20 protein-coding genes and 1 riboswitch are annotated in these 22,951 nt (G+C 71.3%); of the genes, 13 read left to right on the forward strand and 7 right to left on the reverse strand.

Annotation, left to right across the window (positions count from 1 at the left end; translation table 11 throughout):
- Positions 1-43 precede the first annotated feature (43 nt).
- Positions 44-1,336, reverse strand: coding sequence for an extracellular solute-binding protein (locus ACIP37_RS17335; RefSeq protein ID WP_363586950.1), 1,293 nt, complete (start codon positions 1,334-1,336; stop codon positions 44-46).
- A gap of 337 nt (positions 1,337-1,673) precedes the next feature.
- Here ACIP37_RS17335 and ACIP37_RS17340 point away from each other — a divergent pair, with 337 nt between their 5' ends.
- The 4 genes from ACIP37_RS17340 (at position 1,674) to ACIP37_RS17355 (ending at position 5,683) form a co-directional block, all read left to right on the forward strand.
- Positions 1,674-2,465 carry a GntR family transcriptional regulator gene (locus ACIP37_RS17340; protein WP_244293370.1) on the forward strand — a complete coding sequence of 264 codons (792 nt, stop codon included), beginning with the start codon at positions 1,674-1,676 and terminating at the stop codon, positions 2,463-2,465.
- Between the two features lie 397 nt (positions 2,466-2,862).
- Positions 2,863-3,129 (forward strand): DUF3311 domain-containing protein, encoded by a 267-nt coding sequence (locus ACIP37_RS17345; protein WP_363586951.1) that lies wholly within the window; start codon positions 2,863-2,865, stop codon positions 3,127-3,129.
- Positions 3,126-4,739 carry a monocarboxylate uptake permease MctP gene (gene mctP / locus ACIP37_RS17350; protein ID WP_363586952.1) on the forward strand — a complete coding sequence of 538 codons (1,614 nt, stop codon included), beginning with the start codon at positions 3,126-3,128 and terminating at the stop codon, positions 4,737-4,739. Before ACIP37_RS17345 ends, mctP begins: the two co-directional genes overlap by 4 nt.
- 155 nt (positions 4,740-4,894) lie before the next feature.
- On the forward strand, positions 4,895-5,683 hold the full coding sequence (locus ACIP37_RS17355) for a histidine phosphatase family protein (protein WP_400844057.1): 789 nt from the start codon (positions 4,895-4,897) through the stop codon (positions 5,681-5,683).
- A gap of 97 nt (positions 5,684-5,780) precedes the next feature.
- On the opposite strand, the gene ACIP37_RS17360 is transcribed toward ACIP37_RS17355, so the two are convergent.
- Positions 5,781-6,740, reverse strand: coding sequence for a helix-turn-helix domain-containing protein (locus ACIP37_RS17360; RefSeq protein ID WP_363628680.1), 960 nt, complete (start codon positions 6,738-6,740; stop codon positions 5,781-5,783).
- A gap of 397 nt (positions 6,741-7,137) precedes the next feature.
- On the opposite strand from ACIP37_RS17360, the gene ACIP37_RS17365 reads away from it, so the two are divergent.
- Together ACIP37_RS17365 and ACIP37_RS17370 are read left to right on the forward strand one after the other, a co-directional pair.
- Positions 7,138-7,632 (forward strand): GNAT family N-acetyltransferase, encoded by a 495-nt coding sequence (locus tag ACIP37_RS17365; protein WP_363586955.1) that lies wholly within the window; start codon positions 7,138-7,140, stop codon positions 7,630-7,632.
- A gap of 135 nt (positions 7,633-7,767) precedes the next feature.
- The gene (locus tag ACIP37_RS17370; RefSeq protein WP_363628678.1) at positions 7,768-9,933 is read left to right on the forward strand and encodes an acyltransferase family protein; all 2,166 of its coding nucleotides are present in this window, start codon (positions 7,768-7,770) and stop codon (positions 9,931-9,933) included.
- 7 nt (positions 9,934-9,940) lie between these two features.
- Here ACIP37_RS17370 and ACIP37_RS17375 read toward each other — a convergent pair whose 3' ends face one another.
- From ACIP37_RS17375 to ACIP37_RS17395, 5 genes are all read right to left on the reverse strand, one after another.
- The gene (locus tag ACIP37_RS17375; protein ID WP_363628675.1) at positions 9,941-11,137 is read right to left on the reverse strand and encodes a glycoside hydrolase family 113; all 1,197 of its coding nucleotides are present in this window, start codon (positions 11,135-11,137) and stop codon (positions 9,941-9,943) included.
- A 15-nt stretch (positions 11,138-11,152) separates the two neighbouring features.
- On the reverse strand, positions 11,153-12,604 hold the full coding sequence (locus tag ACIP37_RS17380) for a glycosyltransferase family 2 protein (protein ID WP_363586958.1): 1,452 nt from the start codon (positions 12,602-12,604) through the stop codon (positions 11,153-11,155).
- Between the two features lie 83 nt (positions 12,605-12,687).
- The gene (locus ACIP37_RS17385; protein WP_363586959.1) at positions 12,688-13,596 is read right to left on the reverse strand and encodes a hypothetical protein; all 909 of its coding nucleotides are present in this window, start codon (positions 13,594-13,596) and stop codon (positions 12,688-12,690) included.
- Between the two features lie 183 nt (positions 13,597-13,779).
- Positions 13,780-15,234 (reverse strand): glycosyl hydrolase, encoded by a 1,455-nt coding sequence (locus ACIP37_RS17390; protein WP_363586960.1) that lies wholly within the window; start codon positions 15,232-15,234, stop codon positions 13,780-13,782.
- A gap of 140 nt (positions 15,235-15,374) precedes the next feature.
- The gene (locus ACIP37_RS17395) at positions 15,375-16,412 is read right to left on the reverse strand and encodes a hypothetical protein (protein WP_363586961.1); all 1,038 of its coding nucleotides are present in this window, start codon (positions 16,410-16,412) and stop codon (positions 15,375-15,377) included.
- A gap of 421 nt (positions 16,413-16,833) precedes the next feature.
- Positions 16,834-16,977, forward strand: a riboswitch (cobalamin riboswitch).
- 191 nt (positions 16,978-17,168) lie between these two features.
- On the opposite strand from ACIP37_RS17395, the gene ACIP37_RS17400 reads away from it, so the two are divergent.
- From ACIP37_RS17400 to ACIP37_RS17430, 7 genes are all read left to right on the forward strand, one after another.
- Positions 17,169-19,598, forward strand: a complete 2,430-nt coding sequence (locus ACIP37_RS17400; RefSeq protein WP_363586989.1) for a ribonucleoside-diphosphate reductase subunit alpha — start codon at positions 17,169-17,171, stop codon at positions 19,596-19,598.
- Positions 19,599-19,618: 20 nt separating this feature from the next.
- Positions 19,619-20,614, forward strand: coding sequence for a ribonucleotide-diphosphate reductase subunit beta (locus ACIP37_RS17405; RefSeq protein WP_079136257.1), 996 nt, complete (start codon positions 19,619-19,621; stop codon positions 20,612-20,614).
- A 77-nt stretch (positions 20,615-20,691) separates the two neighbouring features.
- Positions 20,692-20,979, forward strand: coding sequence for an ATP-binding protein (locus ACIP37_RS17410; RefSeq protein ID WP_363628669.1), 288 nt, complete (start codon positions 20,692-20,694; stop codon positions 20,977-20,979).
- A complete protein-coding gene (locus tag ACIP37_RS17415) occupies positions 20,976-21,248 on the forward strand; it encodes a hypothetical protein (protein ID WP_363628667.1) in 273 nt (90 codons plus the stop codon). The genes ACIP37_RS17410 and ACIP37_RS17415 overlap by 4 nt, the downstream gene beginning before the upstream one ends.
- Positions 21,249-21,394: 146 nt before the next feature.
- Positions 21,395-21,598, forward strand: a complete 204-nt coding sequence (locus tag ACIP37_RS17420; RefSeq protein WP_363628665.1) for a hypothetical protein — start codon at positions 21,395-21,397, stop codon at positions 21,596-21,598.
- Positions 21,582-22,103, forward strand: coding sequence for a DUF6879 family protein (locus ACIP37_RS17425; RefSeq protein ID WP_400806430.1), 522 nt, complete (start codon positions 21,582-21,584; stop codon positions 22,101-22,103). The genes ACIP37_RS17420 and ACIP37_RS17425 overlap by 17 nt, the downstream gene beginning before the upstream one ends.
- Positions 22,100-22,933 (forward strand): helix-turn-helix transcriptional regulator, encoded by an 834-nt coding sequence (locus tag ACIP37_RS17430; protein WP_363628661.1) that lies wholly within the window; start codon positions 22,100-22,102, stop codon positions 22,931-22,933. The genes ACIP37_RS17425 and ACIP37_RS17430 overlap by 4 nt, the downstream gene beginning before the upstream one ends.
- The last annotated feature ends 18 nt before the right edge of the window (positions 22,934-22,951 follow it).

The raw sequence follows: 22,951 nt of genomic DNA on the forward strand, positions 1-22,951 counted from the left end.
ACCGACCCCCCGCCGGGGGTCGGTGAGCGACGCCGCTCGGTGCCTACTGCTTCTGGTTGAGCCGCTTCGCGATCTCGTCGTCGTACTTCTTCGCGGTGGCCGCGTAGTCGCCGCCCTGGAGGGCGGCGGTCAGGAACTCCTTGATCGGGTTCGGCTTGTCCTCGACGCTCGCCCAGTTCGGGGTGATCGGGGTGACCGCGCCGACCGCCGAGGCGGACTGGGCGGCCTTCGCGAAGTCGCCGGTGAGCTGGCTGTTCAGCGCGGCCTTGTTCGGGATGTTGCCGGCGGCGGCGACCGCACCCTCGTTCTTGTCGTTGAGGGCGATCTTCAGGAAGTCCTTGGCCATGTCGGTGTTCTTGCTCTGCGCACCGATCGCCAGGTTCGAGCCGCCGAGGAAGACGCCGGAGGGCTTGTCAGCGGTCTTGCCCGGGAGCGGGAAGAAGCCGATCTTGTCCTTCGGCATGTCCTTCTCCGCCGGGAGCTCCCAGCCGAGGGCGATCATGGTGCCGACGTTGCCCTTGCCGAAGACGTCCTTCTGCTGCGGGGTGGCCTCGTCCTTGTCCTTCGGACCGGTGGCCGAGTAGCCCTGCAGCTTCTTGTAGGTCTCGAAGGCCTTCTGCGCCTCGGGCGAGGACAGGCCGCCGACCCACTTGTCGCCGTCCTTCTTGGCGATCTTGCCGCCCTCACCGGCGAGCAGGCCGAAGTAGGTGTACCACTCCTGACCCGGCAGGTAGATCGGGTCGACGACGCCCTCGGTGGCCTTCAGCTTGTCCAGGTCGGCGTAGAACTCGTCCAGGGTCTTCGGCGCGTCGGTCAGCTGGGCCTTGGCCCAGAGGTCCTTGTTGTAGGCGACGACGCGGTTGGAGACCCACCACGGGGCGGCGAACTGCTTGCCGTCCAGCTGGGCGGCCTCGTTCTGGTTGGCGTTCCAACCGTCGCCGCCCAGGGCGGACTTGTCCTTGGTGATGTCGAGCAGGCCGCCCGAGGCGGCGTAGCCGGAGGTCTGGGTGTTGCCGAGCTCGACGACGTCGACCGAGCCCTCGGACAGCGCGGCGGTCACCTTCTGGCCGATGCCGTCCCACTCCTGGATCTGGAAGTCGACCTTGGAGCCCGGGTAGGTGGTCTCGAACTCGCTCTTGACCGCGTCGGTCCAGCCCTTCGGGGCGGAGCCGGTCATCAGCCACACCTTCAGCGTCTTGCCGCTGTAGTTCTTGGCGCCCGCCGCGGACGACGAGTTCGAACCGGCGTTGTCCTTGCTCTTGCCGTCCGAGCCACAGGCCGCCAGGCCGACGACCATTGCTGCGACGCCGACCGCCGCGATGAGCTGACGCTTCACGCCATCCTCCTGAGGGATGCCTGGGTTACCCCCGTCGGGCGGCAGCGGCAGACCCACGTAAAGCGGGGGGAAAGGTGCCGCGGACCCCTTCGAGCGGGTGGGGGGATTCATAGTGACCGGCCTAGTGGTGTAGACCAGATGCCTGGAGCTTGGCCTAGACCAATGGGCCTGTCAACGGCTGTTCGACCGATCCGGACCACCCGTTATCAAGCCGACACCGCACATCGTTCATCGCGTGATGAGGTATTCGTTCCGTAGCCATACATGCAACGATGTCACCCGTTAACTATGTGGCGGGGCCCGTAAAGGCCCCGCGAGAAGCGGGAGAACAGGTCCGATGAGCAGCGACGGGGGAACCACCGCCCAGGTCAACGACCCCGAGGTGAAAAACCTCCCGACGCAGGCCGGCGCCGACCCGACCGCGCGCGTCCCCAAGTACTACGGTCTCAAGCGCCACCTGCTCCAGCTCACCGAGACCCAGCCCGCCGGCACCCCCGTCCCGCCCGAGCGCGCGCTGGCCGCCCAGTTCGACACCTCCCGCACCACCGTGCGCCAGGCGCTGCAGGAACTGGTCGTCGAGGGCCGGCTGGAGCGCATCCAGGGCAAGGGCACCTTCGTCGCCAAGCCCAAGGTCGCCCAGGCCCTCCAGCTCACCTCCTACACCGAGGACATGCGGGCCCAGGGCCTGGAGCCCGCCTCGCGGCTGATCGAGATCGGCTACATCACCGCCGACGACCGGCTCGCCCCGCTGCTCGACATCAAGCCCGGCGGCCGGGTGCTGCGGATCGAGCGCCTGCGCCTGGCCAACGGCGACCCGATGGCCATCGAGGTCGCCCACCTGTCCGCCAAGCGCTTCCCCGCGCTGCGGCGCAACCTCGCCAAGCACAACTCGCTGTACGCGGCGCTGCGCGAGGTGTACGGGGTCACCGTGGCCGAGGCCGAGGAGACCATCGAGACCACCCTCGCCAACCCGCGCGAGGCCGGCCTGCTCGGCTCCGACCTCGGACTGCCGATGCTCCAGCTCTCCCGGCACTCCTTCGACGCCGACGGCGACCCGGTGGAGTGGGTCCGCTCGATCTACCGCGGCGACCGCTACAAGTTCATCACCCGACTCAAGCGCCCGGAGTAGTCCGGGCGAAGCAGTTCGGGGCGAAGCAGTCCGGGGCGAAGCAGTCCGGGGCGAAGCAGTCCGGGGCGAAGCAGTCCGGGCGGGACACTCCCCCCGCGCACCACGGGCACCGGCGCGCGCGACCCGCGCGCGCCGGTGCCCGTTCGCGTCACGGAAGGGGCAGTACCGGTCGAATACGACCGGATGCCGTCCGGATGGCGGGAAGTTGCGCCGACCCCGGTGACATGGATCACCCCATGCCCTAGATTGCGCAGCCGTACTGACTGTCGATCACCGATGGTGCTGCTCGGCGGGTTCGCGGGGGCGTGCGGTGCCCCGCGGGCTGCGGCGCCGACGGGGAGAACCCTCCGGAGCGGAGCCGAAGATGCCGTCTGATCCCGATACCGTCGAACCTGTCATGCCCGAGCCACCCGGGGAGCGGGTGCCCGCAGTGACCCCCGAACGGGTGCTGGCCGGGCTCGCCCTGCTCGTGCCGATCGTCGCGACGCTGTGGGTGTCCTCGTACGACAAGACCGACCCGGGCGTCGGCGGGGTGCCGTTCTTCTACTGGTACCAGCTGCTCTGGGTGCCGGTGTCGGCGGTGTTCACCGTGGCCGCGTACCTGCTGATCAACCGGGACGAGAAGGCCCGCAAGGCGGCGCGGAAGGCGGGTGGCGCGCGATGAGCCACGTCAACGTGCCGGCCCTCACGGTCTTCGTGCTGTTCTTCGTCCTGGTCACCGTGATGGGCTTCCTCGCCGCCCGCTGGCGGCGCGCGGACGACGCGGCGCACCTGGACGAGTGGGGCCTGGGCGGCCGCAGCTTCGGGACCTGGGTCACCTGGTTCCTGCTCGGCGGCGACCTCTACACCGCGTACACCTTCGTCGCCGTCCCGGCGGCGGTCTACGCGACCGGTGCGGCGGGCTTCTTCGCGGTGCCGTACACGATCGTCGCCTATCCGCTGGTCTTCCTCTTCCTGCCCCGGCTCTGGTCGGTCTCCCGGGTGCACGGGTACGTCACCCCGGCCGACTTCGTCCGCGGCCGGTACGGCTCGCGGCCGCTCTCCCTGGTCGTCGCGCTGACCGGGATCCTGGCCACCATGCCGTACATCGCGCTCCAACTCGTCGGCATCCAGGCGGTCCTGGACGTGCTGGGCGTCGGCGGCGGCGAGAACGCCAACTGGTTCGTCAAGGACCTGCCGCTGTTCCTCGCCTTCGGCGTGCTGGCCGCGTACACCTACTCCTCCGGGCTGCGCGCCCCGGCGCTGATCGCCTTCGTCAAGGACGCCCTGATCTACATCGTGATCATCGTCGCGGTGATCTACATCCCGATCCGGCTCGGCGGCTACGGGCACATCTTCGACGCGGCCGCGCACAAGTTCAGCGCCCCCAAGTCCGCCGGCTCGCTGACCCTCCCGGGCGACAAGCAGTGGACGTACGCGACGCTGGCGCTGGGCTCGGCGATGGCGCTGTTCATGTACCCGCACTCGGTGACCGGTGTGCTGGCCTCCAAGTCCCGCGGCACGGTGCGCCGCAACATGGCGATCATGCCCGCGTACTCGCTGATGCTGGGCCTGCTGGCGCTGCTCGGCTTCATGGCCATCGCGGCGGGCGTCGGCAAGGGCGACAAGAAGTTCAACGCCCAGTTGTCCGTGCCGCAGCTGTTCGCCGACATGTTCCCGGACTGGTTCACCGGCGTGGCCTTCGCGGCGATCGGGATCGGCGCGCTGGTGCCGGCCGCCATCATGTCGATCGCGGCGGCCAACCTGTTCACCCGCAACGTCTACAAGGAGTGGCTGAAGCCCGCCGCCACCCCGGCGGACGAGACCCGGATCGCCAAGCTGGTCTCGCTGCTGGTGAAGGTCGGCGCGCTGGTCTTCGTGCTCGGCATGGACAAGCAGGCCGCGATCAACCTCCAGCTGCTCGGCGGCCTGTGGATCCTCCAGACCTTCGTGGCGATCGTCGGCGGCCTGTTCACCCGCTGGTTCCACCACTGGGCGCTGTTCGCCGGCTGGGCGGCCGGCATGGCCTACGGCACCTGGAAGGCCTACGGCATCGCGAGCCCCGCCACCAAGCACTTCGGCGGCAACGCGGCCGCGATCCCCGGCATCGGCGAGATCGGCTACATCGGCCTGACCGCCTTCGCGCTCAACCTGATCGTCGCGGTGGCGCTCACCCTGGTGCTGCGCGCCGTCAAGGCACCCGAGGGCCCGGACGAGACCAGGCCCGCCGACTACAGCGCCGAGGCCGGCGACGAGGAGCCGGAGAACGCGCCGGAGCCCGTAGCGGCGCACTGATTCGCGCCGCACGCGCCCTGTGATCGCGCCGCCCTCTCCGTGAACACTGGAGAAGGCGGCGCGATCATATGTATGAACAGCCGCCTTCGCAGGGCACCACCAGACCGGACCGGCGACCGGCCGGCAACTGATCGACCCACGGGGAGCACGCGGCCATGGCAGAACTCGGCACCACCCTCAACGGCCAGCACCAGTCCACCCAGAGCCCGCACCACCTCACCACCCACCGCCCGGCGTCGGCCACCCGGCTGCCGTCCCTGCTGATCGCCACCCGGCACGGCGAGTCCACCGCCAACGTCGAGTTCCAGCTGGCCGAGGCCGCCGGCGCGCTCAGCGTCCCGATCAGCTGCCGGGACGCCGACATCCCGCTGTCGCTGCACGGCCAGCAGCAGGCCCAGGCGCTCGGCCGCTGGTGGGCCGCCCTGCCCAGCACCGACCGCCCGCGCAGCGTCTGGTGCTCGCCGTACGTGCGCACCACCGAGACCGCCCGGATCGCGCTCGCCCAGGCCGCCGGGCTCGGCGCCGTCCCGGTCACCCTCGCCGTGCGCCACGACGAGCGGCTGCGCGACCGCGAGCTGGGCGTCCTGGAGATGCTGACGCGGGCCGCGATCGAGGCCAAGCACCCGGAGGAGTCCGCCCGGCGGCGCAAGATGGGCGAGCTGTACTACCGGCCGCCCGGCGGCGAGTCCTGGGCCGACGTCGCGCTGCGGGTGCGCAGCCTGCTGCGGGACGTCTGCGAGGAGGAGGCCGGGCGGCCCGTCCTGCTGGTCGCGCACGACTGCACGGTGCTGATGCTGCGCTACGTGCTGGAGCGGCTCACCGAGGAACGGCTCACCGCGCTCGCGCCGGTGCGCAACTGTTCCACCAGCCTGTGGCGCGCCCAGGACGGGCGGCTGCACCCGGAGCGCTGGAACACCGTCGACCACCTCGCCCCGGAGAATTGACGAGCCGTCACGCGCCCTCGTCCGGTCGCGCCTCGTCGCCCGGTCACTCCCCGTCGCCCGGTCACTCCCCGTCGCCCGGTCACACCTCGTCGCCCGGTCACGTCTCGTCGTCCGGGCAGGCGAAGCAGCGCCGGTAGGCCAGCGGCGTGGTCCCCAGCCGGCGCCCGAAGTGGTGCCGCAGCGCGGCCGCGTTGCCGAAGCCGCAGCGGGCGGCGATCGCGTCCACCGGTTCGGCGGTGGACTCCAGCAGCCGCTGGGCGAGCAGCACCCGCTGCCCGGTCAGCCAGCGGTGCGGCGTGGTGCCGGTCTCCTGCTGGAAGCGGCGGGCGAAGGTGCGCGGGGACATGTGGACCCTGGCGGCCAACTGCTCGACGGTGCAGTCCCGGTCCAGGTGGTGGCGCATCCAGTCGAGCAGCGGCGCCAGCGAGTCGCCGTCGCCGCCGGGCAGCGGGCGGCTCACGAACTGGGCCTGCCCGCCCTCCCGGTGCGGCGCCACCACCATCCGGCGGGCGATCCCCCGGGCCACCTCGGCGCCCTGCACCTTGCGCACCAGGTGCAGGCAGGCGTCGATGCCGGCGGCCGTCCCGGCCGAGGTGATCACCGGGTCGTCGTCCACGTACAGCACGTCCGGCTCGACGGCGGTCCGCGGGAAGCGCCGGGCCAGGTCCTCGCTGTGCCGCCAGTGGGTGGTGGAGCGGCGGTCGTCCAGCAGCCCGGCGGCGCCGAGCACGAAGGCGCCGCTACAGATGGACAGCACCCTGCCGCCGTCCGCCACCACCGAGCGCAGCGCCGCCAGCAGCGGCTCCGGGTACTCCGGGCGGATCGCCGTCGCGGTGACCACCACCAGGTCGGCCCCGGCCAGCCGCTCGGGGCCGTGCGGGACGTCCACCGCGAACCCGGCGTGCGTCGTGTGCGGCCCGGGGCGGGCGCCGGCGATCGCGAAGTCGTACCCGGGCAGGCCGTCGGCCGTGCGGTCGAGGCCGAAGACCTCGCAGGCGACACCGAGCTCGAAGGGGTGGATCTCCTCCAGCACCACCGCGACCACGTTCTTCAGCATGCCGCCCAGGATGCCCCGGCCGGCACCGGCGACGGAAGGGCCGGATGGCAGTTTTTCGATGAGATCAGTCATTCCTGCCACTCGTGGCCGCCGCCCCGCCCGACCAGAGTGGAGCCATGGACAGCGGCACTCTCGCAAGCGCAATCGCCCTGGTCGGGGCCGTCGGCGGTTTCGGCCTGCTCGGCACCCTGATCGGCCGGGAGGTCGCCCGCGGCGCCGCCACCGGCCGCGACAACTGGCACCGCCCGGGCGGCTACCCGGCCGGCCCGGAACGCCTGGACCGGCTGTACGGCACCATGCCCGCCGCCTCGCTGCGCCCCTCCGCCGACCCGGCCACCCTCCCGGTCCGGGCCACCCCGGAGATCACCACCCCGGACGGTTCCGGCACACTGACGGGATGGACATCCTCATCCGCCAGGCCCTTCCGGAGGACCTCGACGACGCCGGCCGCATCACCGTCGAGGCCTTCGTCGGCGACGGCCACACCTCGCCCGAGAGCAGCTACGTCGAGCTCCTGCGCGACGCCGCCCGCCGGGCCCGGGAGGCCGAGCTCCTGGTCGCGGTCGACCAGGCCGAAGGACGGGTCCTCGGCTGCGTGACCTACGCCGTCGGCGGCACCGAGTGGGCCGACATCGCCGGCCCGCGCGAGGGCGAGATCCGGATGCTCGCCACCGCCGCGGCCGCCCGCGGCCGGGGCGTCGGCGAGGCCCTGGTCCGCGCCACCATCGCCCGCAGCCGCGAACTCGCCCTGGACGGCATGGCGTTCTCCACCCGCCCGCAGATGACCGCCGCCCACCGCGTCTACGAGCGGACCGGCTTCCGCCGCACCCCCGAGCGCGACTGGTCCCCGTACCCGGGCATGGACCTGATGGTCTACAGCCTGGCGTTCTGAGCCCGGCCGGGGCGTCGTCGGCTCTCCTCCTCCCCGGTGACCGACAGACGATCAACGGACGTCTTTTGATATAAACCACAGATCACGTCTGATGCCACGTCGCGGCAGCCGACCGATCCCGGGGGGACGCACCACATGGACGACGGGCCCGGCCTCGGCACGCCCGCGAGCGGCCCCACGCTCCAGGACATGCGCACGTCCCGGGGCATCGAGCCCCCGGCCACCAGCCGCTACGCGATCCCCGCACCGGCGCCCCGGCCGCGCGGGCCGCTGCCGCCCTCCGTCCGCTTCCCGGCGGTCGACGGGCTGCGCGGCCTCGCCATCGCCTCCGTCCTGCTCTACCACACCAACTGGTTCCAGAACGGCCTGTTCGGCGTGGACGTCTTCTTCGTCCTCTCCGGCTTCCTGGTGACCCTGGTGCTGATCCGCGAACTGGACCGCACCGACGGCATCCGGCTCGGCGTCTTCTACCGCCGCCGGGCCAAGCGGCTGCTGCCCGGACTGCTCGCCACCGTCCTCCTCGTCGTCGCGCTGTCCGCACTGGTCAGCCCGCTACGGGACGTCAGGGACCTCCGCCCGCAGGCGCTCGCCGCGCTCGGCCAGGTCGCCAACTGGGCCCAACTGGCCCGCGGCGACGCCTACTGGCAGCACTTCGCCTCCATCGACCCGCTCGCGGCCATGTGGTCGCTCAGCATCACCGAGCAGTTCTACGCGCTCTGGCCGCTGCTGCTGCTCGCGGTCTTCGGTCTCTGCCGCCGCTCGCTGCGCGCGACCGGCGTCGTCACCGCCGGGCTGTTCGTCGTCGCCGCGCTCGTCGCCCCGCTGATGTGGAACGGCGACAACAGCGACCGCCTCTACCTCGGCACCGAGACCCGCGCGGTCGGCTTCGCGGCCGGCGCCACCGCCGCCTTCGCCGTCCACCTGCGGCTGCGCCGCCAGGTCCGCGCGGCGGCCCCCGGCGGCGACGGCGCCACCCGCTCCCGGCGGCGCCTGCTCGACCGCTCCGGAGCGGCCGGCACCCTGGCGCCCGCCCTGCTCGGGACCGCGGCCCTCGGCGGCCTGGTCTGGGCCAGCCTGTCCGTCAGCGGCTACCACGAGCCGCTGCTCTACCAGGGCGGGCTGGCCGCGGTCGCGGCGCTGGCCGCCGTCCTGGCCGCCTCGCTCTGCCACGACCGGGGCCCGCTGGTCCGGCTGCTGTCACTGCCCCCGCTGCGGCTCACCGGCACCATCTCCTACAGCCTCTACCTGCTCCACCTGCCGGTGTACTGGCTGCTCCAGCACTACGTCGACGACATCTCGCCGCAACTGCTGCTCGCCATCGGCGCACCGCTCTCCTGGGTGCTGGCCTGGCTGATGCACACCGGCACCGAGAAGCTGCGGGTGCTGCGCTGGCGGGCCTTCCCGGCCGTCCCGCTGCTGGCCGTCGCCACGGCGGTGGCCACCACCGGCGCCTGGTACCTGCCCGCCTGGGTCCAGTACGACATGCGGTCCGGGCCGAGCGGCAAGCCCGCGGTCCTCGTCCTCGGCGACTCCTTCGCCCAGGACCTCGCCACCGGCCTCTACCGGCACGGCGACCGCTACCGGGTGGTCGACGGCGGGATCAGCGGCTGCGGCGTGTTCGACCCGGACAAGGTGCGCACCACCTCCGGCGAGGAGTTCGACACCAGCCGGGAGTGCCGCGACCGGGCCGCCGCGTGGGACCGGCAACTCACCGGCGCCGCCCCGCAGGCCGTCGTGATCCACCTCGGCTGGGACGCCGCCGAGCAGTACCTCGACGGCAGCTGGCTCAGCCCCTGCGAGGAGGACTACAGGAGCCGCTACACCACCCAGCTCACCCAGGCCGTGGACCAGGTCCGTCGCCGCGCGCCCGGCGCCCGGGTGCTGCTGATGAACGAACGGGTCGAGAACGGCGCCATCGACAAGGGCTGGGGCACCTGTTACGACCAGCAGGTCGCCGCCTACGTGAAGGCCACCGCCGGCGCCGTCCGGCTGGTCGACCTCAACACCTTCTTCTGCCCGTACGAGACCTGCGCGTGGAAGGACCGCGACGGCCACTGGGTCACCCCCGCCAACGACGGGGTGCACCTCACTCCGGCCGGCATGCGGTTCGTGACGCCGTGGCTGGAGCAGCAGATCGCGGACGGACTGACCGGACCGCCGACGGGGCCGCCCACGGCCGCCCCGACGCCGACCTCGACACCGACGCCCACACCCACGCCGACTCCGACGGCCACGACGCCGACCACCACCAAGCCCACGGGCCGGCCGAGTTCGGCCAAGCCCGGCCGGACCGCGCCCTGACCGGAGCCTAGGACGGCGGCAGTTCGTAGGTCTGCGCGAAGCAGTCGCGGATCGCCTGCTCGGAGGCCGGGCGCCCGGCGTAGTCCATCCGCGGGGTGTCCTGGTTGGTCGGCAGGTTCGGGTCGATGCCGAAGTACAGCGACCAGAAGTACAGCCCGCGCAGCTTGCGCTCCTGCGCCACCTGGCAGACCGCGGTGAACCAGGTCGCCTGGACGGCCTCGTTCAGCTCGGTCTTCTTGTAGTACTCGCCGGGCGTCTTGTAGGCGCCCTTCTGCGCCGGGATGCCCACCTCGGTGAGCTTGGTGGTCGGCTGCGGACCGCTGCCGCGCTTGTCGAGCCAGGCGTTCCAGCTGGCCCTCAGGTCGGCGACCGGGGCGTCGTCACCGGCCGACTTGGCCGGCGGGTAGGCGTCCACGCCCGTGCCGTCCGCCGGCACCGCTATCGGGCCCTTGGACCAGTTGTCGAAGTTCGCGTCGTACACCAGCTCGCCGTGGAAGGTCTTCCGCGCCTGGTCGATGAGACCGGGCCACCGCGGGTCGCCCTCCAGCGAGTTGAACTCGGTGCCGATGGTGACCTCGGCCGCGGAGTGCTCCTGGGCGGTCTTCAGGTAGGGCGTCAGGAAGGCGGCGTAGCTGGCGAACCAGGCGTCCCGGTCGGTCGGTGCGATGTTGCCGCGCCACTTGAGGGTGTTGAGGTAGTCGAAGACGTCCTCGTCCATGATCGGACGGATGGTGGTGCGCAGGCCCGCCCGGTGGGCGGCGTCCAGCAGCAGGGCCAGCCGCTCCGGGGTGGGGGTGGTCGGCCGGGCGGCGACGGCGTTCGACCTGGTGCCCGTCGTGTAGTACGGGAAGGTCACCGACAGGGAGTTGGCGTTCAGCCCGACGACGTACTTGACGATGCGGTCGACCTTGCCCTGGACGAAGTTGTCCGGGTCCGCCGGATCGTCCAGCCAGTACACCTGCACACCCCACTCGGGGCTGCCCTCGGCCCACGGGCGGGCCACCCTGGGGCCGGTGTCCTCGACCGGCGGCGCGTCCTTGCCGAAGCCCCAGACCCGTCCCTGCTCGGTCGCGGAGCCGGCCCAGTGCACGGCGGTCGGGCGCTGGTGGACGAACTTGAGCGGGTGGTCCCCCCAGACCACCGGGACGGCGACGGTGATGGCGACCACCACGGTCGGCAGGATGAAGATGGCGGGGCGCTTCACAGCGGTGACCTCCGATCAGGCCGGCTTGGCGATGACGACGAACTTGTTCTCCTCGCCCTTGAGGAACTTGACCAGCCCGCGCAGGCCGCCCCAGCCCTCCAGGAAGGAGAACAGCGGGATGGCCGCCACCACGACGATCGGCTCCCACCACTTGCGCCGGTGGTTCGCCGAGGCGACGACGTTCAGGCGCAGGCCCTCCCAGTACGTCCAGATGACGTAGGCGAAGTTGATCGACCAGACCAGCACCACGGACTGGGTGACCGGGGAGGTGTTCCAGGTGCCGGTGAACCAGGCGACCAGCAGCACCAGGCCGACGTGCTGGAGCGGGCCGAGCACCCAACTGACCATGCCCATCCCGATGAACAGCCGGTACCGCAGCGGGATCGTCCTGTTGAAGCAGAGCGCGACCAGGCCCCAGGCCCAGCGCTCGCGCTGCTTGAGGAAGTCCTTGACCCCGGCCGGCGAGGCGCCGTAGCAGCGCCCGTTGAACCAGTCGCTGCGGCCCGGGTAGCGCTGGCAGAAGTTCAGCGCCATCTGGGCGTCCTCCACGATGGTCTTCGGGCCGAAGTCCCAGCCGATGGTGGCCTCCACCGAGGAGCGCATCAGGAGCAGTTCGCCGTGCACGCCGGCGATCGGGGTGCCGGTGCCGGTCATCGCGCGGAAGCGGGCGATGTCGTCGGCCGGGCGGATCGCGTCGGCGAGCCAGGTGAAGGTGGAGACGGCGTTCTCCCGCGGGTACGTCAGGATGCCCTGCGCCATGTGCTTGGCGTCGTCCCCGGCCCGGCGCTGCCGGTTGACGAACTGCGCGACGGCGGCGGCGGTGTCCGGGCCGACGCCGGTGTCGTCGTCCATGTGCAGCACCCAGACGTCGTCCTCGGCCTCGCCCTCCTCGATCCGCAGCTCGTGCGAGTAGTGGTTGGCGCGGGCCTTGAACTTGGTGCCGTTGGCCGTCTCGTAGGCCTTCGGCACGGTCACCACCCGGATCAGCGGGTTGCGGGCGGCCAGACCGTCGATCTTCTCGGCGGCCGCGCAGCCCTCCTCGGTGAGGACGTCCACCCGCATCCACGGGAAGTAGGCCGGCAGGTGCTCGACGTACGAGAGCACCGAGCGCTCCAGCGCCGGATAGGTGTCGTGGCGGCCGATGGTCGGCACCAGCACGATCAGGAAGTCGTCCTCGACCGGCACGGCCGGCGTCATCCGGCTCACCTGGCGCAGCCGGCGGCGGACCATCAGCACGCCCTGGAAGCCGATCAGGACGCCGAACACCGGCATCCCCCACAGGATGGTGATCGTCCAGCCGAGCGGGGTGGGGTTGGGCACGTAGGCCCAGACCGAGAAGGCGAAGATGACCGTGAAGGAGAAGTAGAACGGGAGGACCCGGGGCTTCCACGACATCTGTCGCTCGGCGAGCCGGGCGGCCTCGCGGGACGTGGTGAGCACCGTCCGTGCGGGGGATGTCGATGGCATGGCGAAAGTCGCTCCTCGTCTGGTGTCGGGCCGATCCCGTGCGGGAGCCGGGTCGTTCGCGAGCGGTCCGGGGCTGCGGAGGTTCAGGCCTGCGGCGGGCGGTCCGTCGGCGGGCGGTCCGTCGGCGGGCGGTCGACCGGGGACACGGCCGGGCCGGGGGCGACCGGACCGGGCGTCACCGGCGGCGCGGCGGGCCACGGCTGCTGGGCGAGCGTCGACGGGTGCGGGGCCGGCTGGGCGGGCTGCTGCGCGTACGGCACCGGCTGTGACGGCTGCGAAGGCTGGGTCGGCTGGGCCGGCGCCGACTGCGGCCAGGCAGCGGGCTGCGACTGCGGCTGCGAGGCCGGGGGCTGCTGCGGCCACGCGGGCTGCGGCTGCTGTTGGAAGGGCGGCTGCGGTGGCCAGGCGGCCTGCGGCTGCGGCTGCGGCTGCGGCCAGGCGGGCTGGTGTTGGAACGGCGGCTGCTGGTACGGCTGCGGGCCCGGGGCCGACTCGGCCGGGATCGTCTGCAGCAGTGACCAGTGCACCTGGCCGCCCGACGCCGCGGCCTCCGGCGCCCGCTGCTCCCGCCACTTCAGCCGGGCCAGCAGCAGGATCAGCGCCGCGGTGACGGCCACGCCGAGCGCGAAGGTCGCGAGCTTGAGCCCGCCCTCGGTGGTGCTGGTGAACCACTCCCGCTGCGGCTTGTCCAGGAGCGCGCCGGTCAGGCTGCGCACCCGGTTGTACCCCTCGACCAGAGCGACGCCGGCCGCCACCCCGAGCGCCCAACTGCGCCCGCGCAGCAGCAGGATTCCCGAAAGCAGGTAGATCAGGCCGTAGTTGAGGCTGCCGGTCTCGGCGTCCACCGAGGTACCGCCGTAGTAGAAGATGCCTTTGACGTAGGTCGCGAACCCGACCTGGCCGAAGCAGTTGTACGCCGCCCAAGCCAGCAGCACCACGCCCCAGCCGACGGCGATGCCGCCGGCCGCGCGCATCGCACGCGCCTGTCCCATCCCGCACCCCCGCCCCGCCGGGCCCGTCCCGGCGTCAGCCCCTCGGCTTCGCCGCCACAGGATGCCACACGGCACAACGGACACGGTATTCCGGCCGTTCAACGGAATTCGGTGGTGTAGCGCACCTCACGGCGACCGGCTCGGCGGACGCGCGGGGGCGGCTCGACGACCCTGCGGACCGGCTCAACGAACGTGCAGGCCGCCCCAGTCGACGTTCGCGCCGAACGGGCCGGCGCCGCCGGTGAGCGCCAGCGGGCTGTGGTAGGTGGCGTTGACGTCCGCGCTGGAGTTGCGCGGCTGGTCCAGCGTCAGGTTGTCCGAGGTGAGCGACTGCCCCCAGACCGTCCAGATCGTCCAGGGCGTGCGCCGCAGCGTGTCCGGCTGGCGGGAGTTGACCGGGACGGCGAAGGACTCGGCCAGGATCCGCGGCTTGCCGTAGCCGGCGAGTCCGTCGTAGTACCGCTTGGTCCACACCTCGCCGGTGCCGATCGGGTGCGCGGGGCTGCCGCTGTAGTCGTCCACCCCGACCACGTCGACGTACTGCGAGCCCGGGTAGTAGTCCCACGGGTCCGCGCCGGGGGCTCCGTCCCAGGACACCGGCGTCCAGACGAACAGCAGGTTGTGCAGGCCCCTGGTCTCCACCAGGTAGCGGTAGGTGATCCGCCACAGCGCCTGGTAGTCGGCCGGCTTCTGGCCCGACCACCAGAACCTGCGGGAGCAGTCCTGCACGTTCATCTCGTGGTACGGGCGCAGCAGCACCGGCACGTCGTGGGCGGCCAGGTACTCCAGGTGGTCGGCCAGGTAGGACAGGTCGGTCATCAGCGCGCGGTACTCGGGGGTGTCGTGCGCGCTGTCGACGACCCGGCCGAACCAGCCCTTGTCCTTGGCGGCCGGAGAGTTCGAACAGAGCACCTGCTCGAAGGACTTGACGTCCGAACCCGGGTAGGGCTGGTGGAAGGACATGCCGACGATCCCGGCCGGCCCCCCGCCGTTGTCGGGCAGTTCGGTGGTGGTGCCGTCGCAGTTGTGCTGGACGCCGGCCGTGCCGTAGCTGCCGTCGTCGGCGCGCGGGTGACCGGACCAGACGGCGGAGAGCAGGTCGACGGCGTCGTCGGTGTACTGCCAGCCGGCCCGGCAGGTGGGCCACCGGCCGGCCGAGTAGGAGCGCGGGTCGCCGACGCCCCAGCCGGTCTGGCCGTAGCCGGGGCCGAGGTCGGTCTCGACGAAGCCGGGCAGCTTGCCGGTGAGGTCGGCGGCCTTCTTGTAGTAGTAGCCGACCTGCTTGGTGCCACGGTAGTCGCCGTACTCGGGGTTGTTGCGCTCGTTGTGCGCCTCGACGTGCTGGCCGATCACCGTCCCGCCGCTCTGCCCGGTGCGGGCCCGGTCCTCCAGGTCGGCGAGCAGCTGCTGGACGGCCCGGGCGTTCGGCGAGGCCTGCGGATCCCGGGCGAGCAGGTCCCGGCCGACCTCCGGCGGCAGGGTGCGGCCGGGGAGGCCGACCGTCACCGGGACGCGGGCGGGCCGTTCGCCGTCGGCCCGGCCGTCACGCTGCAACAGCGCCACGGCGCCCGCGGCGACCACGACCCCGGCCGCGGCCAGGACGGCGGGCCTGCCGCGCAGGGCTCTGGGCAGGGCCACGGACCGCTCCTCCGGTTGCTCGCCGGCACCGGCCCAGGCGGACACAACCGGAACACTCGTGCGAATGACTGCCCCGAGAGCCTGCCACACTCCCCCGGCACCGGCGAGCGAACCCGCCGGGGCCGGGGTGCCACGGCGGATCAGCCGGCCGCGGCGGCCCCCGGCGCACCCGGCGCGGCCGCGGACGCGGCCTTGGCGCGCTGGAGCAGCTGGCCCTTCACGTGCTCGCCGAAGCCGACGGCCGCCGCGGTGGCGGTGGCGTCGGCGGTGTCGCCGCCCTTCGCCGAGCCCTCGACCGTGAAGTAGGCGTACCGGCCCAGGGTGTTGTGCGTGTTGGTGCAGCCCGGAGTGGCGCAGAAGGCCGGCGCGCCCGGCGCGACGGCGCCCTTGAGGTGGCCGGTGTAGCTCTTCATCGAAGTCTCGGCCTGGATCTTGTGGTCGAAGACCGCGACGCCGACGGTCACCGCGCTGTCGCCGGAGACGTAGGTCGCCCGGAGCACCTTCTGGCAGCCCTGGTCACCGAGGACCTTGCCGAGCCCGCCGGTCGTCGAGTTCCCGTCCCAGCAGGGCGAGTCCAGCGAGACGAAGGTCCGGTTCCAGGTGGCGCCGTTGACCGTCACCTGGAGCGCGGAGAACAGTGCCCCCGCGTCCTGCGGCGCCGGGTCGGTGGCGGCCTCCCAGATCGGCTTCGACGGGTCGTCCGGCGCTCCGCCCGGGGTGCCGGACGGGTTCCCGCCCGGGGTTGCGGCGGCACTCGGCGCGGCACTCCGGGCGGCACCCGATGCGGCGGAGGACGGCCGGTTGGAGGCCGAGGCGATCGGCCCGGCGACCGGCTTGTCGCCGCCGCCCTTCGTCAGCAGCACCGCCCCGCCCGCGATCAGGCCGCCGACCAGGACGACCGCGACCGCCACGCCGAGGGCCCGCAGTCGGCGGCGGCGCTTGCCGTCCGCCGCGTTGCGGTCCGCCAGCGCCTCCCAGTTCGGCTCGGCGCGCTGCGGCGCCTGGGGCTGCGGGTACGACTGCGGATGCGGCTGGGGGTGTGCCTGGGGATGCGGCTGGGGGTGCGCCTGGGGGTTCGGCTGCCACTGCGGCGGCAGCTGCTGCCCTGGCGGTCCCGGCTGCGGCAGCGGAGGCTGCCCCGGCGGACCGGGCTGCGCCACCGGCTGCGCGGGCGGCACCGGAGGCCCGTACGAGGCCGGCGGCGGCCCGAAGCCCCCGCTCGGCGGCAACACCGGACCGGGCACCACCGGCGGCTGCTGACCGTGCGCGTCCCCCGGCCCGGTGGGAGGCGTTCCCTGCGGACCCTGCCCGGGTGCGCCAGTTCCGTCGCTCACGCGCCCCCTCGCTTCGCTCGATGATCGCTTCGCGAAACGCGCCCCTCGGCGCTTCGCTCGCTCATGCGCCCAGATCGTAGGGCATGCCCGCGGCAACCGGTCCGCCCGGTGACCGTTCCGTATCGAAACCAGGACGCCGGGGCCCGGAATCAGGGCGCCGGGAGCCCGGATCCGAGGCGCCCCAAGGCCACGACCCGCCCCCTCCCGGCACCACCGGTTATCGCTCCGACACACCGCGCCGTACTACATGTGGGGTCGCATCAGAGAGACACCACTAGATGTATGCTCAATCCTGCTGTCGATGCAGGGGAACCCGGTGCGAATCCGGGACTGCCCCGCAGCGGTGAGCGGGCGGCTACCAGTAGCCGCCCCGCGAGTCCGAGTACCTGCCGACGGTGTGCGCACGGGCCCTCCCGCAGAGGCCGCGCCAGCACGAGAACTACCTTCCGGGCCTCGCGGGCGGGCCGGGGACGCCACTGTCGCGCGACGCTTCCTGCGTACGTGCCGTGCTCCCCTGCCCCGAACGGCCCGGTACCCCCCGATCACCGCCGCCGATCGCCGCCAGGAGAGAGCGCCTTGACCACCGCTGCCTCAGCCACCCTGCCCGCCCAGGGCACCGGCCCCGCCCCCACCGACCCGACGGTCTCCGACCCCGGCGGCGCGCTCCTTCGGCTGCTCACCGACCGCAGCGTCGATCTCCCCCAGGTGGACCCCGGCCATGTCGCCGCCGCCGCGCTGCGCGGCCGCCACGCCGGCTCGGACTTCGCCGAGCTGCGCGGGCTGGCCGTGGACGCCGCCGCGTCGATGATCGCCGAGGACCCCCAGTACTCGAAGCTGGCCGCCCGGCTGCTCGCCCTGGAGATCGTCGACGAGGCGAACAGCCAGGGCTCGCGCTCCTTCGCCGCCTCGATCGCCGTCGGCCACGCCGAGGGCCTGATCGGCGACACCACCGCCGCCTTCGTCACCAAGCACGCCGCCGCCCTGGACGCGCTGATCGACGCGCACGGCGACGACCGCTTCGAGTACTTCGGCCTGCGCACCGTGCAGTCCCGCTACCTGCTGCGCCACCCGATCACCCGCAAGGTCATCGAGACCCCGCAGCACTTCCTGCTCCGCGTCGCCTGCGGCCTGGCGGTCGGCGACAGCGAGCAGTCGGTGCGGGAGGTCGCCGAGCTGTACGGCCTGATGAGCCGGCTGGAGTACCTGACCTCCTCGCCGACCCTGTTCAACTCCGGCACCCGGCACCCGCAGATGTCGAGCTGCTACCTGCTCGACTCCCCGCTGGACAACCTGGACTCGATCTACAACCGCTACGCGCAGATCGCCCGGCTGTCCAAGCACGCCGGCGGCATCGGCCTGTCCTACTCGCGCATCCGCTCGCGCGGCAGCCTGATCCGCGGCACCAACGGCAAGTCCAACGGCATCGTCCCGTTCCTGCGCACCCTCGACTCCTCGGTCGCCGCCGTCAACCAGGGCGGCCGCCGCAAGGGCGCGGCCTGCGTCTACCTGGAGACCTGGCACGCCGACATCGAGGAGTTCCTGGAGCTCCGCGACAACACCGGCGAGGAGGCGCGGCGCACCCACAACCTCAACCTGGCGCACTGGATCCCGGACGAGTTCATGCGCCGGGTCAACGCCAACGAGGACTGGTCGCTGTTCTCCCCCGCCGACGTGCCCGAGCTCGTCGACCTGTGGGGCTCCGACTTCGACGAGGCCTACCGCAAGGCCGAGCTGGCCGGCAAGGCCGTGCGCACCATCCCCGCGCAGACCCTGTACGCCCGGATGATGCGCACCCTGGCGCAGACCGGCAACGGCTGGATGACCTTCAAGGACGCCTCCAACCGCGCCGCCAACCAGACCGCGCTGCCCGGCCGCACGGTGCACTCCTCGAACCTGTGCACCGAGATCCTGGAGGTCACGGACGACTCCGAGACCGCCGTCTGCAACCTCGGCTCGGTCAACCTCGGCGCCCACGTCGCCCCGGGGGCCTCCGTCGACGACCTGCTCGGCGCCATGGACTGGGAGCGCCTCGACGCCACCGTCCGCACCGCCGTGACGTTCCTCGACCGCGTGGTGGACATCAACTTCTACCCGACCACCGAGGCCGGCACCTCCAACTCCCGCTGGCGCCCGGTCGGCCTCGGCGTGATGGGCCTCCAGGACGTCTTCTTCAAGCTGCGGATCGACTTCGACTCCGCCGAGGCCGCGCGGCTGTCCACCCTCATCGCCGAGCGCATCATGCTCACCGCGTACGAGCGCTCCGCCGACCTGGCCGAGCAGCTGGGTCGCCACGAGGCCTACGGCGAGACCCGCGCCGCCCGCGGCGAGCTGCACATCGACCACTTCCCGACGGCCGCCCCGCAGTGGGCCGACCGCTGGACCGCGCTGCGCGCCCGCATCGCCGAGACCGGCCTGCGCAACTCGCTGCTGCTGGCCATCGCGCCGACCGCGACCATCGCGTCCATCGCCGGCGTCTACGAGTGCATCGAGCCGCAGGTCTCCAACCTGTTCAAGCGCGAGACGCTGTCCGGCGAGTTCCTCCAGGTCAACCCGTACCTGGTGCGCGAGCTCAAGGAGCTCGGCGTCTGGGACCAGCAGACCCGCGACGCCCTGCGCGAGGCCAACGGCTCCGTCCAGGAGCTGGGCTGGCTGCCCGCCGAGGTCCGCTCGCTGTACCGCACCGCCTGGGAGCTGCCCCAGCGCGCGCTGATCGACCTGGCCGCGGCCCGCATGCCGTACCTCGACCAGAGCCAGTCGCTGAACCTGTTCATGGCGGCGCCGACCATCGGCAAGCTCAGCTCGATGTACGCCTACGCGTGGAAGGTCGGTCTCAAGACCACCTACTACCTGCGCTCGCGCCCGGCGACCCGGATCGCCCAGGCCGCCTCCGGTACCGCCCGCGCCGCCGCGCCCGCGCCCGCGTCCTCGTCCGCGCCCGTGCCCGTGAACACCCCGACCCTCACCCCGGAGGAGGAGGCCGCGCTGGCCTGCTCCCTGGAGAACCCCGAGTCCTGCGAGGCCTGCCAGTGAGCACCCCCGACCGCGAGAAGATGCTGCTCGACCCCGGCTTCGAGCTGACCCTGCGCCCGATGCGCTACCCGTCGTTCTACGACCGGTACCGGGACGCGATCAAGAACACCTGGACCGTCGAGGAGGTGGACCTGCACTCCGACGTCGCCGACCTGGCCAAGCTCAGCGAGGGCGAGCGCCACCTCATCGGCCGCCTGGTCGCCTTCTTCGCCACCGGGGACTCGATCGTCTCCAACAACGTGGTGCTGAGCCTCTACAAGCACATCAACTCCCCGGAGGCGCGGCTGTACCTGTCGCGCCAGCTGTTCGAGGAGGCCGTGCACGTCCAGTTCTACCTGACGCTGCTCGACACCTACCTGCCCGACCCCGAGGACCGCAACGCGGCCTTCGCCGCGGTGGAGAACATCCCCTCCATCCGCCAGAAGGCGCAGTTCTGCTTCAAGTACATGAACGCCGTCGACCACATCGACTCGCTCCAGACCAAGGAGGACCGCCGCGCGTTCCTCCTGAACCTGATCTGCTTCGCGGCGTGCGTCGAGGGCCTGTTCTTCTACGGCGCGTTCGCGTACGTGTACTGGTTCCGGTCCCGCGGTCTGCTGCACGGCCTGGCCACCGGCACCAACTGGGTGTTCCGCGACGAGTCCATGCACATGGACTTCGCGATGTCGGTCGTCGACACCGTCCGCGAGGAGGAGCCCGACCTCTTCGACGACGAGATGGCCAAGCAGGTCACGGAGATGCTGGAGGAGGCCGTCGAGGCCGAGCTCCAGTTCGCCCAGGACCTGTGCGGCGACGGCCTCGCCGGCATGAACACCGACTCCATGCGCCAGTACCTGGAGGCCGTGGCCGACCAGCGCCTCGCCCGCCTCGGCCTGCCGATCCGCTACGGGTCGACGAACCCGTTCGGGTTCATGGAACTCCAGAACGTCCAGGAGCTGACCAACTTCTTCGAGCGCCGCGTCTCCGCGTACCAGGTCGCCGTCGAGGGCTCCGTCGCCTTCGACGACGACTTCTAAACCCGCAGACACACCAGAGGTGCCCCGCCCGGCTCACCGCCGCGCGGGGCACCTCTGGTGTTTCCCCCATCGGCGGGTTGCTGGTCAGCGAACTCGTCACCAACGCCATCCAGCACGCCCGAGCCCCGCGCGACCGGCTGATCTTCGTCCGCTACCACCTCGCCCCGGACGACACCCTCCGCATCGAGGTGCACGACGCCGACAGCGAGAAGCCCGCATTCCGCCCCGCTTCCACCTCCTCCGAGACCGGCCGAGGCCTGCTCCTCGTCCAGGAGTTCGCCACCCAGTGGGGCTGCTGCCCCCGCGCCGGCGGCATCGGCAAGCTCATCTGGTGCCACGTCTCCGCCGCCGCGACCGCCGCATGACCGCCGTACGTCCCGAGATCACGGGCATCATGTTCCCCGCCCCGTTCCCCAGCCTCGACCACGCGCTCCCCGTCCTCTGGGAACACGTCCGAACGCTCCCGATCCGCGCGGCCCACCGGGATTTCATCCGCCTCTGCATCGGCCCCGGCGGCGGCAACGGCGTCGCCCGCCGCCTCACCCGGGGCAGCAACTGGAGCACCACCCTCTACATCGGCGAGATGACCGACTGGACCGCCCACCCCATCACCATCACCACCCACCAACCCTGAACTCCCTCGCCCCCGACCGGCGTTCGCACCGATCGGGGGCGGCCACAACCCACCCGACCGATTTCCCGTTCTCGAAAGATCGAGTCCTTGACCCTGCACCCCGGGAGTCGGGAACATCGAACGAGACGCCAAGGGGAGGAACAGCCATGAAGCTGACCGAACTGGACAGCTCCTGCGACAACGGGCCCTGCCCGACGATCTACTCCACCGACACCGGGGAACTGGTCGTCCAGGGCTTCCGGGTGGACGACCCGGAAGCCCTGGCCACGATGCAGTTGCCGGACACCGAAACAGCCGTACGTATCCCGATCGACCTCCTGGTGAGGGTTGCCCGTGACCATCTCTCCTGACGCCTTCGGCGCACTCTTCGACGGCTTCCAGCGGGAAGCGTTCCGGCTGGAGACGCTGGACGACTACAGCAAGTCCGGCAGCGTCGACGCCTATCAGGCCTTCTTGGCCGGGGAGCCTCAGCCCGCCGACTACAACGCCGCCTGGCTGACGCAGGTCCGGCGGAACACCACTGCCGGCCGCAGGATGTACCGCGTTCACATCCTGACCCGGCCGCTCACCCCGTATCTCCAATTCGAACTGGGCTGGGGCTACCGGACGAACGCCACCGCTGGTGAAGAGTTCTTCATCCTCGACATCACGGAGAAGCCAAACCCCATCGAAGGCGTTCCCGACTTCTGGTTGTTCGACGAGTCCACGACCGTTTCGATGACCTACGACAACGAGGGCGGTTTCCTCGGTGCAGAGGATGAGCCCGACGTGAAGAAGTGGATTCACTGGCGAGATGCGGCGCTGAGTCACGCCGAACCGTTCACGGACTGGTGGGAGCGGTACGGAAGCAGGTGAAAGGCAGTATCGGTAGCACGCTGCGGGAGCTGCGAAAGGCCAGCGGGAAAGAGGCCAAAGCAGTAGCCCGCAGCGCTGCCATGTCCGCGTCCAAGCTGAGCCGTATCGAGACGGGGAAGATCGCTCCGACGGCCATGGATGTTGACCGCATCCTCACGGCGATCGGGGTATCCGATGAAGTCCGAGCCGGACTGGTCGAGACGGCCCGGAGAGAAGCCACAGAGGCTACAGCATGGCGCCTGTACCGCCGCAGCGGCTTCCACTTGCACCAGGACGCCATCCGCGCCGTAGAAGCCGAAACGGTCGTTCAACGGATCTTCCAGCCGTCCTGCATCCCTGGCCTGTGCCAAACGCCGGAGTACGTCCGGGCAATCCTCAGCACAAAGGGCCTGACCGAGGAAGTGCTTTCCCGGACCATCGGTGCCCGAATCCAGCGCCAAGCCGTACTTTTCGAGTCCGCCAAGTCATTTCGCTACCTGATCACCGAATCGGTACTGCGCTGGCGACTTATCTCCCCACCCGAAATGGCCGTCCAGCTGGACCGACTTATCGCTCTTTCTCGCCTCCCGAACGTCTGGATCGGCGTAGTACCGCTCTCAGCTCACATGACGGAAGCACCATCCTCATCATTCGCCATCTACGACAACCGGATGGTGATCGTGGAGATCCCTCATGCGGAGATCACCACCAGCGAGCCGAAAGATGTGGAGCTATACCTGGAGCGGTTTGGCCGATTCGAACTGAAAGCTCTTGCTGGAGACGCCATGCGAGATCTGGCTGGGACCGTCCGGGACGAGTTCTTGCGGGATCAGGAAAGTGTGCGGGAATAACCCCAACGCCCCGGTAAT

The sequence above is a fragment of the Kitasatospora sp. NPDC088861 genome, from assembly GCF_044750105.1.
In the GTDB taxonomy this organism is placed as follows: Bacteria; Actinomycetota; Actinomycetes; order Streptomycetales; family Streptomycetaceae; genus Kitasatospora.